This is a genomic window from Ignatzschineria indica (assembly GCF_003121925.1).
Classification (GTDB): Bacteria; Pseudomonadota; Gammaproteobacteria; order Cardiobacteriales; family Wohlfahrtiimonadaceae; genus Ignatzschineria; species Ignatzschineria indica.
On sequence record NZ_QEWR01000002.1, the window covers coordinates 1 to 17,549 of the forward strand.

11 protein-coding genes, 2 rRNA genes and 1 pseudogene are annotated in these 17,549 nt (G+C 38.3%); 12 read left to right on the top strand and 2 right to left on the bottom strand.

Going from position 1 to position 17,549, the window contains the following annotated elements:
* The 4 genes from DC082_RS00305 to DC082_RS00320 form a co-directional block, all read left to right on the top strand.
* Positions 1 to 257: ribosomal RNA gene (locus tag DC082_RS00305) — 23S ribosomal RNA — on the top strand; the annotation flags it as partial.
* Between the two features lie 182 nt (positions 258 to 439).
* Positions 440 to 554, top strand: a 5S ribosomal RNA gene (rrf, locus tag DC082_RS00310).
* 785 nt (positions 555 to 1,339) lie between these two features.
* On the top strand, positions 1,340 to 1,567 hold the full coding sequence (locus DC082_RS00315; protein ID WP_109235260.1) for a hypothetical protein: 228 nt from the start codon (positions 1,340 to 1,342) through the stop codon (positions 1,565 to 1,567).
* A gap of 70 nt (positions 1,568 to 1,637) precedes the next feature.
* Positions 1,638 to 3,029 carry a sodium:solute symporter family transporter gene (locus DC082_RS00320; RefSeq protein WP_157957376.1) on the top strand — a complete coding sequence of 464 codons (1,392 nt, stop codon included), beginning with the start codon at positions 1,638 to 1,640 and terminating at the stop codon, positions 3,027 to 3,029.
* Here DC082_RS00320 and DC082_RS00325 read toward each other — a convergent pair.
* Complete coding sequence (locus tag DC082_RS00325) at positions 2,985 to 4,331, bottom strand: aminotransferase-like domain-containing protein (RefSeq protein ID WP_109235262.1); 1,347 nt, start codon at positions 4,329 to 4,331, stop codon at positions 2,985 to 2,987. The two genes, DC082_RS00320 and DC082_RS00325, sit on opposite strands and share 45 nt — an antisense overlap.
* Positions 4,332 to 4,809: 478 nt before the next feature.
* Here DC082_RS00325 and pdxS point away from each other — a divergent pair, with 478 nt between their 5' ends.
* From pdxS to DC082_RS00350, 5 genes are all read left to right on the top strand, one after another.
* Positions 4,810 to 5,661, top strand: coding sequence for a pyridoxal 5'-phosphate synthase lyase subunit PdxS (gene pdxS, locus DC082_RS00330; protein WP_109235263.1), 852 nt, complete (start codon positions 4,810 to 4,812; stop codon positions 5,659 to 5,661).
* Between the two features lie 278 nt (positions 5,662 to 5,939).
* Entirely contained in the window at positions 5,940 to 7,394 is a 1,455-nt protein-coding gene (locus tag DC082_RS00335; protein WP_229821501.1) for a TolC family protein, read from the top strand.
* A gap of 293 nt (positions 7,395 to 7,687) precedes the next feature.
* Positions 7,688 to 9,859: a type I secretion system permease/ATPase gene (locus DC082_RS00340; protein WP_229821503.1), complete on the top strand. Its 2,172-nt coding sequence runs from the start codon at positions 7,688 to 7,690 to the stop codon at positions 9,857 to 9,859.
* A 127-nt stretch (positions 9,860 to 9,986) separates the two neighbouring features.
* Positions 9,987 to 11,210, top strand: coding sequence for a beta-barrel domain-containing protein (locus DC082_RS00345; RefSeq protein ID WP_109235264.1), 1,224 nt, complete (start codon positions 9,987 to 9,989; stop codon positions 11,208 to 11,210).
* A 95-nt stretch (positions 11,211 to 11,305) separates the two neighbouring features.
* Positions 11,306 to 11,779 (top strand): DIP1984 family protein, encoded by a 474-nt coding sequence (locus DC082_RS00350; protein WP_109235265.1) that lies wholly within the window; start codon positions 11,306 to 11,308, stop codon positions 11,777 to 11,779.
* Positions 11,780 to 12,036: 257 nt separating this feature from the next.
* Here the strand turns inward: DC082_RS00350 and DC082_RS00355 are convergent, their stop codons facing one another.
* Complete coding sequence (locus tag DC082_RS00355) at positions 12,037 to 12,237, bottom strand: hypothetical protein (RefSeq protein WP_133243664.1); 201 nt, start codon at positions 12,235 to 12,237, stop codon at positions 12,037 to 12,039.
* A 554-nt stretch (positions 12,238 to 12,791) separates the two neighbouring features.
* Here DC082_RS00355 and DC082_RS00360 point away from each other — a divergent pair.
* The 3 genes and pseudogenes from DC082_RS00360 (at position 12,792) to DC082_RS00370 (ending at position 17,543) form a co-directional block, all read left to right on the top strand.
* Entirely contained in the window at positions 12,792 to 14,420 is a 1,629-nt protein-coding gene (locus tag DC082_RS00360; protein WP_109235267.1) for an ABC transporter substrate-binding protein, read from the top strand.
* Between the two features lie 410 nt (positions 14,421 to 14,830).
* Positions 14,831 to 16,480 (top strand): annotated as a pseudogene (locus DC082_RS00365) (ABC transporter substrate-binding protein); the annotation flags it as partial.
* 412 nt (positions 16,481 to 16,892) lie between these two features.
* Positions 16,893 to 17,543 carry a hypothetical protein gene (locus DC082_RS00370; RefSeq protein WP_109235269.1) on the top strand — a complete coding sequence of 217 codons (651 nt, stop codon included), beginning with the start codon at positions 16,893 to 16,895 and terminating at the stop codon, positions 17,541 to 17,543.
* The last annotated feature ends 6 nt before the right edge of the window (positions 17,544 to 17,549 follow it).

The following is a 17,549-nucleotide window of genomic DNA, read 5'->3' on the forward strand; positions in this document are numbered from 1 at the left end:
GCTTCTAGTACGAGAGGACCGAAGTGGACGTATCTCTGGTGGTCCGGTTGTCATACCAATGGCATAGCCGGGTAGCTACATACGGACGGGATAACCGCTGAAAGCATCTAAGCGGGAAGCCCACCTCAAGATTAGATTTCCCTAGGGGTTTAACCCCTCTGAAGGTCCGTCGAAGACTACGACGTTGATAGGTTGGGTGTGTAAGTGCAGTAATGCATTGAGCTTACCAATACTAATTGACCGTGAGGCTTGACCATATAATAGGTCTTAGACAATTTTGATACGAGACATGATCGTTTCCAAAGTTGACGCGAATACAAACAACTTAAGCAATTCAATCAGACATTGCTGTTACTAACCAACTAATCAAATTTATTCGTGAGTGGAGTGCAAGATAAAATGCAGAGATGCATCAACACTTCAAGCACAAACCAGTTTACCTGGGGAAAATAGCGCTATGGAACCACCTGATCCCATCCCGAACTCAGAAGTGAAACGTAGCAGCGCCGATGGTAGTGTGGGAGATCCCATGTGAGAGTAGGTCAACCCTAGGGCTTCATTAAGAGCTCCTAGCTAATTAGCTAGGAGCTTTTTCTTTGTCTGGATTTTTTTATTCTTAAGAAAGCTCCTGGAGCTGCGGGAACCGACTACTTCATTCTTTTAGCCGGTGCATGCCCGCAGTTTGGCATTTGCGATGCCTCTTGCCGGCACGTGATTATTGGAAGAATGCAGTAGTAAGATCCGGCAACTCATCAGCCTTTGTTATTTCAACTACTCATCTTTATGATTCTTAAGAGAATTCTAGGAACAGCGAGAACTGACTGTTTCATTCTTTTAACCAATGCATGCCCGCAGTTTGGGTCTTTTCAATGCCTCTTGCCGGCACGCAGTTTCTGGAAGAATGCGATAGTGAAGACCGGCATCTCATTAGCCTCTGTTTGTTTTAGTGTTTGAACTTATAAGAGGATTTATTGAGTGGCAGGAGCCGACTGTCTCACTCTTATCACAACTGCATGTCTGCTGGCTGGCTTCTTCTATGCCCCTTGCCGGCAGGCAGTTTTTGGAAGAATGCGATGGTGAGCCCCGGCAACTCATTAGCTTCTATTTGTTTTAAGATCGGTACTTATAAAAATATCAAAGGGAAAAGTTTGAAATAATAACTTCATTGATATTATTAGAGGAGGCCTATAGTAGCTGCTCTCTTAAAATTATGGCTAATTTTCAGTAGAGTTAAGATGATTTTGGAGTTCGAAGATTGATACAATGGTAAATATTTTATGTCTCAGTTCTAATATTTTATGCAGACCACAATAATTCCTTTTATGTTATGACGTTTTAAATGAAAAAATATCGAATTTTATTAGCATTTCTTGCCCTTTTTCCAATGATTATCTATTACATTGGTCTCTCCTTTTGGCCACAATTTATGGCAACTCATTTTATATGGGGAGTCCCTTATTCTATTTTAGGCGGTGTAGTAGTGATGTTATGGGGGGCTTTTATTGCTCTTTTTTATGCGCTACTCTATTTTTTAAATAGAGATTTGCAAATAAAGGATGATCGATAATAGCCAATCTCTTAATGAGTATGAGATAGGAAGTTGATGAATAAAGTTTATAGAACTACAGGGAATAATGATGCATCAAAGTAAAAGTGTGACCCGCTATTTTTTAGCTGATCGGTCGATAGGTGTATTGCAAAACTCATTCGCGCTAGCTGGAGATTATCTCTCTGCAGCAGCTTTTTTGGGCTCGATAGCAATGTATTTTACCCAGGGAATGGATTCTCTCTTCTATGCAGTGGCAACACTACTAGGATGGGTTTTATTACTCCTCTTCTTTTCCGATAAATTAAGAGCTACTGGTGCCTTTACTTTCTCTGATGTGATTAATACCTCATTTAATAGTCGAAGATTAAAAGTTTTAAGTGGAGTGACAAGTCTTCTCATATCGATATTTTATCTATTAGTACAATTGGTGGGAGCTAGCGCATTACTTACTCTACTACTAGATTTAACCTTTGTAAGTGCATTATTAGTTATATCTCTTTTAACACTTTTTATTGTTTTAGTAGGGGGCATGAGAGCAACAACGTTTATTCAAAGTATTAAAGCGCTATTACTATTTCTATTTGCCTTTACATTGCTCTTTTTAGTTTTGAAGAGAGTGAATTTCTCATTTGAAGAATTATTTCTGCGTGTTGCAGCCGTTACCTCTTTTGATTATTTGATGCCAAGTAGCGCTATTAGTTCAGGAATTGAGCAAATCTCATTAATATTAGGATTATTATTAGGTTTATTAGGCTTGCCCCATATTTTAATGCGTTTTTTTACAGTTAAAAATCAATCTGTTGCGCTCTTTTCAGCATCAGGAACAACGCTACTGATCGCAATCTTTTTTATTCTTAATCTCATCATTGGATTTGGTGCTGTAGTTTTATTAGAAGGAGAGCAGCTAACAGGAGGGGCAAATATGACGCTACTTCATTTAGCTTCTCTATTGGGTGGAGGTCTCTTTCAAACGATTTTAGCAATATTGGTTCTTATTACGGTATTAGCAGTTATCTCTGGTATTGTCATGGCTGCTAGTGCGACAGTGACTCATGATCTATTACCACTATTAAAAACCGAGCAACAGTTAAGTGAGGCTTGGCAGTTGATCATTGCTCGTTTAGCCGTATTAATCATCTTTATTTTTGGCGCGATACTTGCTTATTTTTTTAGAGAAATGAATCTTGCTTTTCTTTTTGGACTTGCATTTTCATGGGTAGCAAGCGCCCACTTTCCGGTGATGTTAGGGCGATTTTATCTAAAAGGCTATAGTGAAAAAGGGGCATTTTATGCACTTTTAGTAGGTACATTGGGTGTTTTACTCTTCCTTATTTTTAGTGATACTGTCTGGGTTGATATCTTCTCTTTTAATTCTCTTTATAGTTATCGTAGCCCCACGCTTTTTATCTTACCATTAACACTTGCAGTCTTGTGGTTATTCCGAGAGAGAAAAGTGGGGGAAAGAGAATCGATAAGCTAAGCCATCGCCGCCAAAGTAACTATCTTGAATCCCTTTTATTTTGAGTTCTGATAATCTTTTTTCTACCATTTTTTGTGAGCTTTTCGATTTTAGTGTTGCATAGAGGTGAAATCCTCCTTGAGGGATTTGATAAGTTAGAAGATCAGTTAAGTTTTTATCGAGCCAATTGACAAGGCGATCTGCTCTTACTTTTAGAGCTTGCTGTAATTTTAACTCATGCTGATTTGCATAATGTTCAAGATAATACTCTGCCATATATTGTGGAAGGGAGCTTAAGCCTGAATCAAGCTGTTGCCGAATATTGGCTAAGTTTTCGATGATAGAACGGGGTGCAACCATCCAACCTATACGAATTGATCTTCCTAGATATTTTGAGAGAGAGCCTAAATAAAATATATTATGATTTTTATCTGTCATTTTTAGCGGGCGATTGTCGATATAGTTGTAGAATGCTAATTGACCATAAGCATCATCTTCGACAATAGGTAGCTGTTTTCGATGACAATAAGCTATTAATGCTCCTCTTCTTTGAGACGATATGACTCGACCCGTAGGATTATGAAAGATAGGATTGATGAAGATCATCTTGATTCTATGTTTATAGAGTAATTGATCAAGCTTTGAAATGATGACACCTTCTTGGTCCATAGGGATTCCATATATTCGAATACCTAAAGCTTGAAAGATGGAGAGCGAGTAGAAATAGGATGGATTTTCAATAGCGATAGAGTCTCCGCTTTTTAAGAGTCCAAGCGCTATAAGTGAGAGCGCTTGTTGTGTGCCTGAGGTAATCATAATCTCCTCAATAGGTACTTCCCATCGATGGCTTCTTTTAAGATAACGTTGAACTGCAGATCTTAAGTCTCTTGTACCGAGCCGCATCGATTCTTGCTCTCGCTCGGCATTTAATAGCAATTGCCAATCAATTTCAGGAAGCTGAAGAGAGGGGTATAGTTCTATTGGAAGATCGCCATTTGTGAGATCATATTTCACTTTTGGTTGGAAGATCTCTCTATTAAATGCACCATTCCACTGTAATCTCGGTTTTGAAAATTGACCCCACTTCTGTGGATTAATATAGGTGCCGGAGCCTACTTTTCGGATAATAAGGCGACGTTCATGAAGCTCTTCCATTGCTCTTACAACAGTCGATCGATTGACAGAAAAGAATTGGCTAAGTTCCCTTTCGGAAGGGAGTTTCTCCCCCGGTAATATTTTCCCTGCTATTAAGGCGTCTTCGATAGATTCGATGATTTGTTGGTAGAGAGGTTTTTTACTATTTTTTTTGATGTCAAAATGCATGGGACGACTGTTATTTGAGTTATTTGTCAATTAAATTGTTATTGAGGGAGAGGCGAGGATCTCTTCTTATTTTTGGAGATCATTTATTAAAAATGATCTCCTTCTTTACTGTTTAATTTACCAGAGATTAGATCGGCTTTAAATGGATGGGTATAAACTCATCCAAATGGATCTTTTATAGATTGAGAAAGTTCTATATCGTAGAGTTTGTTTGATAAAAGTGGCGAATAAGTATGGTCGAATAAGTATGGTTATTACTATTCATATATTCCATCTAATATTCTATCTATATCCCACTTATATATCTATTTCAACGGCGATGTTAATCATGAATAATAGTTGTCAATAAACAATATTTTCAATTACTAATAAAATATATAAAAATCATATATCAGATAGTAATTGACAGTCATGTGATAACAACTATTTAAATCTGTTTAAATCTATTTAATATAATATCTACTATGAAGGAGAGAAAATGAGTCAATTTATCGAAATGCCTAAACGTGGCGTGATTATGGATGTTGTGAATGTTGAAGAGGCTAAAATTGCAGAGGCTGCAGGTGCCTGTGCAGTGATGGCATTAGAGCGAGTACCTTCTGACATTCGTAAAGAGGGAGGAGTTGCCAGAACAACAGACCCGGCATTAATCGAATCGATCCAGAAAGCAGTATCGATTCCTGTGATGGCAAAAGTTCGTATAGGGCATATTGCAGAAGCTAGAATTTTAGAGGCGATGAATATCGACTATATTGATGAGAGTGAGGTGTTAACGCCGGCAGATGATGTTTACCATCTTTTAAAGAGTGATTATCGTGTTCCATTTGTTTGTGGGTGCCGTAATCTTGGCGAAGCATTACGTCGCTTAGGTGAGGGGGCAAAAATGCTTAGAACTAAGGGTGAACCCGGGACAGGAAATATTGTTGAAGCTGTGCGTCATATGCGTGAAGTGAATGCTGAGATTCGTCAGTTAGTGAATATGGCTGATGATGAACTGATGGTTTTTGCACGAGATCATCAAGCACCTTATGAATTAGTGAAAGAGGTAAAACGATTAGGACGATTACCGGTTGTTAACTATGCGGCAGGTGGTGTTGCAACACCCGCTGATGCTGTATTAATGATGCTTTTAGGTGCTGATGGAGTATTTGTAGGATCCGGTATCTTTAAATCTGAAAACCCTGAGAAGTTTGCATCTGCTATTGTGCAAGCGACTAAAAATTATGAGGATTTTGAGCTTTTAGTACAACTTTCTAAAAATTTAGGGACCCCAATGAGTGGCCTTGAAATCTCAAAAATTCCATCTGATGAGATTATGGCAGGTCGATAATCTTAGTAAAAATCATATAGTCATATCGATAAATGACTTTAGATGGGCTAGATAGAGAATAATCTATCTAGCTTTTTTATGGGAGTAGTAAACTCTATTCTATTTGTTTGTATCTATTGGGATTAATGGGGGAATAATTTTACTATATCTTTCTATAATAAGTTATAATCTTCGATCTAAGAGATTTTGATTTATAACAGAATCTATAGGGAACAATTGATTGAAAGAGCCTTATAGATTCAAGTTTCAATTTCAAGTTTCAATTTTAATGGATTCCAATGAAAAGTATGCCTTTTGTTAAAAGAATAACTATTATCCTCGGAAGTATAATATTAGCTTCTTGCGCCAACAGTAATAGCCCTTCACTTAATTCTCAAGAGATTGAGATAAAAGAGGTTAACAGTGCAGAAGCGCAAAAATTATTAGCTTTATCGAAACAACTAGAGCAGAAAGTTCAAGAATCGAATCAGCTAAAGTTAGATGAGAAGAATGAGAAGGCGAATTATAAGAAGAGAGGCAATAGTATTACTCTTGTTGATGCTGCTCAAGAAATCATTCTATTTCATCCTCGTGTAGCTCAGGCGAAAGGAGAAGAGCGTACCGAAGAGGAGTTAATTGCAGTTGCGGAATCGAAATACTACCCTCAAATTAATGGGGGTATTGGGATGCGTAGAGATAGTAATCGCTCAGATCGTTATGATCGTGAGTTTTTACAAGATATCAATCTTGAAATAGAGCAAGTTCTCTATGATTTTGGTAAAAGATCAAGTGCAGTTAAGAGTGCAGAGTATAGTTATTTGACGGCAAAAGCTTATACATCAATGACGAATGAAGAGCTAATGCATATCGCCGCATTGACAGTTGTTGCTGCAGATCGTTATAAAAAGTTGATGCAGTTATCTCAAGATCAAGTACAAAGAATTGCAGCATTAGGAAAGCTAGTTGATGAGAGATATGAAAAGGGAGCAAGCAATCTTTCCGACGTTTATCAAGCAAAATCGCGCTTAGATGATGTTCTATCTGAAGAGCTAGATGTTGCAACCCAGCATCAAACAGTTTTGAGAACATTAGGGATTATTATCGGTCAGCCCCAATTGAGTAATGCAACGATTGGATCGCTTCCTGCCGGTCTCTCTTTAGCTTGTGACGTTGCACCTGATTGGAGTGCTATCCCTGCATATCAAGTAGCAGAATTGGAAGCTGAACGGGCGCTTGCTGAGCTTGAAAGGGCAAAAGCAGATGAACTACCAACCATTTCATTGAGAGGAAATGCTTCAAGAGCGCTCAATGCTACGCCTCGTTATGGTTCGCGCATTGATTCTACCGTGAGTCTTAATGTGACGATGCCGGTATATCAAGGGGGAGGGCTGTCAGCTAGTAAGCGAGCTGCTGCGAATCGAGCTCAATCAGCTGATGCTAAAAAAGCTGAGGTTCAATTAGATGTGAGTCAAAAATTGAGCGATACCCAAGTCAATTTAGAAAACCTCCATAAGCGGAAAAATCTCTTGATGCAACGTGTTGATAATCTTAAACATACTAAAGAGTTATATAAGAAACAATATTTAGAATTAGGAACTAGAACGTTAGTTGATCTATTAAATTCTGAGCGAGAATATCATCAGGCTCAGGTTGAAGTTGTCAATAACCAGCTTGATATCATTCAAGCACAATTAGATTGTGCATTTTATCAAGGCCAATTAGGGAAAAGTTTAGGTATAAATCAATATCGTTGATAATTGAATTCTTATTAGCAACTAATTAATATATAATTGATATCAATATCATTATTATAATCTGTCAATGTTTAATAGGATTGGCAGATTTTTCTTTTTCAGATGTAAAAAATTATTTTTATTTTTTATTGTTTTGTTATTTTTATTTAAATCTCAAAAAGAGATGAGTTATTGATGATCTTGAATAAATTGTATATTGATATTCATCAAAATAGTATAATAAAAGATAAAATTGACTGTGTTTAGATCTGTTCTATCACTCGGAATTAATTATTAATATTGGAAGTAAATTTGTGAACAAGAACGAAAATATTGAAGCAGTAACGGAAGAAGTCGAGGAAACAGTTAGTGAACCAGATAATCGAGATTATGGTTCATGGATTGAAGCCATTTTAATGGTGGCTAAGCATTATCGTATAGAGTGTTCGAAAGAGAATATCTTATTGACAAGCCACTGGCTCAGCGATAGACCGGTTAGTGATGTATTGCGAAGTATTGCTCGTCAGGCGGGCTTGAGTTTTAGTGTTATAAAATTAGAGGACTCTGAACTGTCTGTCTGGCGTTTACCCTTAGTTGTTCAGCTAAAAGAGGGTCAGATCGGTGTTATTGATGCGATCGATAAAGATGGTGACCTCGGTATTACTTATAGTGGTGATGGGGGTCTGAAGAGTCGAATTAGTAGAAAAGACCTTTTAGAGAATGTCATATTAGCCGTTGTTTTAAGGCCAACACATACCGTTAGGGATGCAAGAGTTGATGAGTATGTTAAACCTCATGATCGCAGTTGGTTTAGAAAGATTGTCATAAAAGATTGGAAGCCCTATAGCCATATCTTTATTGCTTCTTTTGTTGTGAACGTATTAGCATTAGCGGGGATTCTCTTTACTCGACAAGTTTATGATAGGGTTATTCCAGCTGAATCTTATCCCACGCTTTATGTTCTCTTTAGTGGTGTTTTAGTTGCCATTATTTTTGGCTTTATTATGCGAAAATTGCGGACGAGAGTAACCGATCTTTTAGGGAAAAGGGCAGATATGCGCATTTCAGATCGTGTATTTGGTCATGTGTTGCGTATCAATAATATGCACCGACCTAAATCGACCGGGACATTTATCTCTCAAGTAAGAGAGTTAGACAGCGTTCGTGAATTGTTAACATCAACCACTGTTACAGCATTTGCTGATATGCCGTTCTTCTTTCTTTTCTGTTTTGTCTTTTGGTATATCGCGGGATCTTTAGTTTGGATTCCTATTGGTGCTGTTATCTTGATGGTTCTACCTGGAATTTTAGCCCAAAAGAAATTACGCGCTTTTGCTAATCAGGCAATGAGGGAGTCGGCATTAAGAAATGCGATGTTAGTGGAAGCGATACAGGGCAATGAGGATATTAAGACACTGCAAGCAGAACATCGTTTTCAGACGCAATGGAATAACTATAATGCTGTTTCAGCTGATGTTAATCTTCAACTGCGCTCCTTGATTAGTACCCTCAATAGTTGGACACAGAGTATACAAACATCAGCTTTTGCTGTGATTGTATTATTTGGGGCTCCAATGGTGATGGAGGGGGATTTAACAACAGGGTCTCTTATTGCTGCATCTATTTTAGGTGGAAGAATGATTGCACCTATGGCAGGAATTACGCAAGTTTTAAATCGTTGGCAGCAGGCAAAAGTCGCTTTAGCAGGGATTAATCAACTAATGGAGCTTCCGGTGGACCATCCTCCTGGGGAGAAACGGGTTCATAAGAGTGCGATCGCCGGTCATTATCAGATTAAAAATGCGCAGTTTTTCTATCATGCAGAGAGTCAACAACCTTCATTGACGATTGAGAATTTAGAGATTAAACCGGGAGAGAAAATTGCAGTTTTAGGTCGCAATGGTGCCGGAAAGTCAACCCTTTTACAGGTCCTTTCAGGATTGTTAACTCCTAAGGGGGGCGTGGTTACGCTCGATGGGGTAAGTTTGTCCCATATTGATCCGGCTGATGTTCGTCGAGATATAGGGTTGATGAGCCAAAATTCCCGATTGTTTCACGGAACGATTCGAGAAAATCTGCTTTTTGGTGCTCCTTTAGCAACTGATGAGAGTCTACTTCATGCTCTGAATATGACCGGAGCGGCAAGCTTTATCAGTCAACTACCAACAGGTTTAGATTACGTTATTGCGGAAGGTGGGCATGGTCTATCTGGGGGACAAAAGCAATCCCTGTTATTGGCAAGACTCTTTATTCGTAACCCCCATATTGCGCTCTTAGATGAACCAACTTCGGCGCTTGATGATGTGACAGAGAAGAGCTTTATCTCGGCATTAGAGGGCTGGAGTATTGGAAAAACTCTGATTGTAGCGACACATAAGATGAGCGTTGTAAATCTTATGGATCGTATTATTGTAATTAACAATGGTCGAATTGTATTAGATGGATCTAAAGAGAAAGTGCTAGCACAATTATCGGGGAAGAAGTAGGTCTTAAGTAGAGAAACCGATCATGCTAAATAGATAAGTTTTAGCGATAATTATCAAATGATTAGTGCTATTAGAATGATAGAAACTAATCTTCTCTACGAGTATTAGAAGAATTTAAGAGGTTTATATGAGTAAAACCGATGAAAAACGTGATCTTTTATTATTAGATTATGAAGAAGATCAGAGATGTTATAAAGATCATATTGGGGAGTCTGAAATAGTAAAATCATCCCGTATTATTTGGGCTTTTTTACTACTATTAGTAGCCTTAATAGTATGGGCTTATTTTGCTGAAATTGTAGAGGTCTCAACGGGATCTGGAAAAGTTGTTCCTACCTCTCGTGAGCAGGTTATTCAATCCTTAGAAGGGGGAATTATCTCTGATCTTTATGTGCGCGAAGGGGATATTGTTGATAAAGGGCAGGTTTTAGCGCAACTCGATTTAACTAAAACTGAAGCTACTGTTGAGGAGAGTGCAGCGAAGTATCGTGCTGCGCTTGCCAGTATTGCGCGTCTTGAGGCAGAAGTGGATCATAGTGAGTTAGATTTTCCAGATGAACTTGATGCTTTTCCTGAGTTGATCCAAGCAGAGACTCGTCTTTATGAGACTAGAAGAAAAGCGTTGGAAGAATCTGTTCGTGGTTTAGAGCAGTCACTTGCATTGGTAAAATCTGAGCTCCAATTAACCCAAGCTTTAGCGCAACAGGGAGCTGCGAGTAATGTTGATGTTTTAAAATTACAAAGACAAGTAGTCGATTTAGAGTCTCAAATTACTGATAAACTCTCTGAGTATATGGTGCAAGCTCGGGAAGAATTGAGTAAAGTTCAGGCAGAAGCGGAGTCATTGGAGTCTGTCGTCAGAGGACGAGAGGATTCACTTTCCCGATTAACATTACGTTCTCCTGTTAGAGGTGTTGTTAAGGATGTCATATTGACTACTCGTGGGGGAGTTGTACCACCGAATGGAGAGTTAATGCAAATTGTTCCATTAGATGATCAGCTTTTAATTGAGGCGCGTATCTCTCCGCGAGATATCGCTTATATTCATCCAGGTCAAGAAGCTAAAGTGAAAATTACAGCCTATGATTACTCTATCTTTGGAGGGTTAGATGGAAAAGTAACCGTTATCTCTCCTGATACAATTCAAGATGAGACAAAACCTGATGTTTTCTACTATCGCGTTTTTATTAGAACAGAGACAGATTCTTTGGTTGATAAAAAGAGCGGTAAAGAGTTTCCCATCGTGCCGGGGATGATAGCAACAGTTGATATTAAAACAGGCGATAAAACCGTATTTGATTACTTGATGAAGCCTTTTGGCCGTGTTAAAGAGGCATTAAGAGAGCGTTAAATAATAGTGAAGGTTGTAAGCTATAAGATAAAATATTTTCCATCATCTTTTTTAAAAGATAAATCAAGATAAACAAGATAGAGCAAGTGAGAAAAATGAAAGAAACCGAAGCTATAACGTTAGGAGAAGCACTCAATAATCGTGCTGATCTACAGACAAGAATCGCACAATTAACAACACGTTTAGGCGATAATATTAAAGTTCAAGAAGGAGATGAGCCGGCGCTTTCACCTAATAGTTTGAAAAAGGAGCTCTTTACGGCAATAGATGCATTAGGTGTTCTGATCGAGCGAATTAATAAAACGAATCTTGCAACAGATTTTGATAAGGATAAGAAATTGTCGGAAGCACTCATTGAGCGAGAAAATTTGATGAAAAAGCGTCAAGTTGTTCAACAGATGATCGATAAAGCTTCGGAAAATAGTAATCGTTATAGTATGTCTGAAATTAAGTTTATCTCTGTCGTGAATGTTGAGTTGCTTAGTAAAGAATATGATCAGCTCTCGAAAGCATGGCGTGAGCTTGATAACCAGATACAATCAATTAATTGGCGTACAGAGCTACTTTAGAGGTACAATCAGTATTGGCAATATAGAGAAGGCGAGTATAAAACTGATAACTGTCATAGCATTAACCATGTATCCTTTAACAATTAACGTTAAGAACAGTTAACTCCGTGGCAAAGCCACAGAACAAGTAACACTTGACTATTGACTACCATATACTGATTCTCTATATGGGTGGGAACGGGGTATCCCTAGCTTTTAAGATTCTATTGTAGAGTTTTAGAGGCTAGGGATTTTTTATGCCGATCTATTTATGTTATCTATTTAGTACTCTCGTCTCTTCCTTCTAAAGTGGAGAGCTCGCAGTTATTATTTTGATTGCCATCAATGACACACTTTTCTAATCGTTTAGCTACATCAACACCTTGAGCACATGCGCTTAAAAGAAGAGCAGTTGCAACAGTTGTAATAAGGAGTCGACCTTTTTTCATGGGGGTTAGATTCATGTTAATCTTCATCATTAGTTCCTTTTATCTGAATTTATTGACTCTATTTAATAGAGTTTTGCAATCTTGCAATCTTGCAATCCTACAATCCTGTCATTCTATTTCTTAAGTTTAAGCCTCTTTAAGTAGTATAAGACAGTATGATAAAACAGTATAAATTAGTATAAAGATTTGAACCGAGATTTACCTTGGCTCAAACTACCATCTGTTTTTATTAAAGCAGGTTAGAGAGATTAGCGGGGGTAGTTAGAGTTGTTAGCTCTATTGATTGAAAATTTCGAACGATTTTTACTGCATAATGATTTTGCTCTTATTAATTGTGATTTATTGATCTAATCTCTGAAGTTTGCATCTTATTTGTTCACACTTTTGAAGTGGAATACTTTTATCTTTTTTATCCCGTGCTATAGTGAAAATGTTAAAAATTAAATATAAAAGTGGTGAAATAGAACTGGATTAGATTATCGTTTAATCAGATTTTTATTGGAAACTCTTATTTGGCAATTCTTATCTTATAGATTCTGATGGATTTTTAAGCCCCCACTTTTATCACTATGTTAGGAGAGATTATGAAAAAAGGATTTGCAAAGAGTCTATTAGCATCGGCATTAATTGCGACAATGGCAGTAAGTGGTGCCGTTGCGGCAGAGGTACCGGAAGGTACTAAACTTCATAAAGAGCAGAAACTGATACGAAATAATGGTGCAGAGCCGCAATCACTTGATCCTCATAAAATTGAAGGGGTGCCGGAGGCAAACTTAGCGCGCGATCAATTTGAAGGTCTTGTCAATATTGACCTTAATGGTGAGATCCGTCCCGGAGTTGCTGAATCTTGGGAGAGTGATGATTATCGTGTTTGGCGTTTTAATCTGCGCAAAGATGCGAAATGGTCTAATGGTGATCCGGTAACTGCGGAAGATTTTGTCTACTCATGGAAACGTTTAGTTGATCCAAATACCGCATCTCCTTATGCAAGTTATCTTCAATATGCCCATGTTGAAAATGTCGATGATATTGTTAATGGTAAAGCAGATCCTGATACATTAGGTGTCCGTGCTCTAGATGACCATACATTTGAAATTACGTTAAGTGAGCCGATTCCCTATATTGATAAATTGGTAGGGCATACATCAACTGTTCCTGTTCATCGTGCAACTGTTGAGAAGTATGGTAATCAGTGGACTTCACCGAAGAATTTTGTCAGCAATGGTGCTTATAAATTAAAAGATTGGGTGGTGAATGAGCGTATTGTTCTTGAGCGCAACGATCAGTATTGGGATAACGATAAAACTGTGATCGATGAAGTAACGTTCCTCGCGATCCCTTCAGAGGTTACCGATGTGAATCGTTATCGTAGTGGCGAAGTGGATATGACCAATAATGCAATCCCCGTAGATCTCTTCTCAAGATTGCAACGTGATATCCCAGATGAGGTGAAGATCTCTCCATCACTCTGTACTTACTATTATGAAATTAATAATGAGCAAGCACCTTTTGATGATGCACGGGTAAGAGCGGCTGTTAAGTTAGCGCTTGATCGCGATATTATTGCAAATAAAGTCATGGGACAAGGACAGACGCCGGCCTTCGGTTTTACTCCGCCTTCAACAGTTGATATGGAAGCGATTGAGCCAGAGTGGTTCCAGCTTACACAGAAGGAGCGTAATGAGAAGGCAAAACAACTCTTAGCAGATGCAGGATATGGTCCTGGTAATCCGCTCTCATTTACACTACTTTATAATACTTCTGAGGCGCATAGAAAGGTTGCCATCGCCGCTGCATCGATCTTAAAACAGAATGCCGGCATTGAAGTAAAACTTGAGAATCAAGAGTGGAAAACATTCTTAGATAGCCGTCATCAGGGTAATTATGAAGTTGCAAGAGCCGGTTGGTGTGCAGATTATAATGAGCCATCAAGTTTCTTAAATATTATGCTCTCAACTAGTAGTAATAACACCTCTCACTATAAGAGTGATGAATTTGATGCCGCAATGCGTAAAAGTATTACCGCAGCGACAGAAGATGAGCGCGTAAAAGCATATCAAGAAGCTGAGAGAATTCTCGATGAAGATAGTGCATTAGTTCCTATCTACTACTATGTATCTCCTCGTTTAGTAAAACCCTATGTGGGCGGTTATAGCGTTAACAATCCACTAGGTTATGCTTATACGAAAGATATGTATATTATTGAGCATTAATTACTAATCGTTAATCGCTAATCATATTGCGCTAATCATCTTGTTTTGTCGATATCGGTATATCTCTATATTGATCTATCGATCTATTCATTACATGGTTTTTACTATGAGCAAGTAGAAAAGCAGCTGAATGGAGTACCCCATTTTGGCTGCTTTTTTTAATACTATTAAATAGTATTAAAAATAGTATTAAAAATAGTATTACTACTATTAGCATAAGGTGTTGTGCCCCTGGTATTGGCGCATAATATTAAAAGTATGATAGAAAAGAAGTAGAAAAGAAGTAGAGAAGAAGATAGAAGAATCGAGGAAGAGGGAATCAGTTATAAAGAGTAAGTTATCAAGGTCTTAAGGACATTTTAGAGAGAATTTAGAGAGATTTAAAAAAAGTCTTAAAAGGAGATATGACGATGGAGCAGAAAAATCGTTTTTATAAAGGGCGTTTGGCATTACTGCCGCTTGCTGTAGGATTTTCGCTTTGGGGAGCTTCAGTTGAGTTAGCCTCTTCTGCAATTGTTCCTAAGGGAGTTAAGTTGGCAGATCAACAGCGTCTAGTTCGCAATAATGGTACTGAGCCTCAATCATTGGATCCACACAAAATTGAAGGCGTTGCCGAGTCTCACCTATCTCGTGATCTCTTTGAAGGGCTTGTGATTATCAATGATGATGGGGAGATGGAGACTCGAGTGGCAAAGTCCTGGGAGAATGAGGACTTTATCGTTTGGCGTTTCAAGTTAAAACCTGACCTTAAGTGGTCTAATGGCGATCCTATTACGGCATCAGATTTTGAGTATTCATGGAAACGATTAGCAGATCCGGCAACGGGTTCCCCTTATGCCAGTTATCTGCAATATGCACACATTGAGAATATTGATGATGTCATTTTAGGAGAGAAGCCGGCAGATGATCTCGGTGTTAAAGCGTTAGATGATGAGACATTAGAGGTGAGATTATCAACTGCTGTCCCCTATTTTCCACAGCTTTTAGCGCATACGGCGATGTCGCCTGTTCCCCAAAAAGTGATAGAAAAATATGGTGATCAATGGACCAATGTTGGGAATTTTGTGGGTAATGGCGCGTATCAATTGGCACAGTGGCAAGTAAATGAATTTATTAAGCTAAAAAGGAATCAAGCATATTGGGATAATGATAATACGGTGATTGATGAGGTACTATTTTTACCGATTACCTCAGAAGTGACAGAGGCACAGCGTTATCGTGCCGGAGAGATCGATATTACCGCCAATATTCCTATCGACTTTTTTCAGAAGTTACAAGCAGAGATCCCTGATGAGATTAAGGTAAGTCCTTATCTTTGCACCTATTATTACGGGATCAATAATAGCCGGGAGCCTTTTACTGATATTAGAGTAAGGGAGGCGTTAAAGTTAGCACTTGATCAAGAATTATTAACAGATCGGGTAAAAGCGCAAGGTGATCTACCCGCTTATAGTTTTACCCCTCCTTATATTGCCGGCATTGAGAAATTGACCGTTCCAGAATGGTTTAATCAGCCGATGGAGGAGCGTAGTGCGCGAGCAAAAGCGCTCTTAAAAGAGGCAGGCTATGATGAATCTAATCCTTTAAAAATTAAACTGCTCTATAACACCTCTGATCTTCATAAAAAGATGGGTGTTGCCGCAGCTTCACTTCTTAAGCAGAATGCAGGTGTAGAGATGACACTAGATAATCGGGAGTGGAAGACTTATGCAGATAGTCGGCGTGCTGGAAATTATGATGTTGTCCGAGCTTCGTGGTGTGCTGATTACAATGAGCCATCTAGCTTTTTAAATATGATGATAGGGGATAGTAGCGTTAATACCGTTCATTATAAGAGCGATGAATTTGATCAGTTGATGAGGCAGACTTTAACAGCGAAAGATGATCAAGAGCGAGCTCATTTCTATCAAATTGCAGAAGAGAAGTTAGATCAGGATTCTGTAATTATTCCAATCTTCTATTTTGCAAATCTTCGTTTAGTTAAGCCACATGTTGGCGGATATACTGGGAAGAATCAGTTAGGATATTACTATACGAAGGACCTCTATATTATGGATCATGATGATAGAAATCAGATAGATGATCCCTCTTCTCACCATTCTCGTAGTGGGAGTAAAGCGAAGTAATAGCGAGTTAACTGCAAGATCATTGTGAAGAGATTCTCTATTGATTGAGAGGTTCAAGAGAATCCTCTTCTTAAATCCTCTTCTTATATTGCTTTAGCGCCTTGAAAACTTTCATATCTAGCCCTCTAAACCACTCTATTTTCCCAGTGATGCGAAATAGAAACTAAGTTTTAACTTATTGAGGCTGATCTATATAAGGCTATCCTAGCTCTTTAGATCAATAAGCCCATAAATTAAGTCAGTCAAGTAAGTTAAGTCAGTTAAATCAAATATCAGTGGGAATTTAAGGGTATTATGCAATTGCTTCAGTAATGAGTTGCGTAATGATAGAGGAAGAAGTTGTAAGGTGAAGATTATAATTACTGAGCTCTCCGACTCGGATATTAAGGCACAAAAGAAACAGACCCATAAGCATCAATATACAAGGTCTCAAAGAGGGATTTTAAGTAGATGTTTATTGGGTTTCTCTTCTTTGTTTACAAAGTTAAGATCCTTATGGCAGAAGCGTCCTATTTTAATTGAGCTATTAGGGGCTATTTTGCTCCTTTTTCTGATTGTTTTATTATCCCTTGTAATGCGTTATCTTTTGATTGTTCCGCTTAGATTGAGTCATCAAGAGTTGGAAAAAGATCTTAGAGCAACTCAATTAGAGATCAGAAGAGCAGATCAAGCTCTCGATCCACTCTATCGATGGCGAGATCTCCATCTTCTTCAGCAAAAGAGTAGCGTGATCTCATTGATTATGCTTTTAGTGCAAATAGAGCAACACTATTCACAAAAAATTTATCTCACTAATCTGTGGCAAGAGAAAAGGGAAGCTCCTTTAGTATTGCAAGGACGAGTTGTTTCCTTTGATTTAATGCGTGAGATCGAAGCGCTCTTTGTTCAAAATGGCTGGAAAATAACTACCCAAATGAGTGCTGATCAGGAGCCATTTCGATTATTTACACTCTCTTTAGAGCCTCATCTCTCTTTACGTGAAGTAGGTGGAGAATGAGGAGAT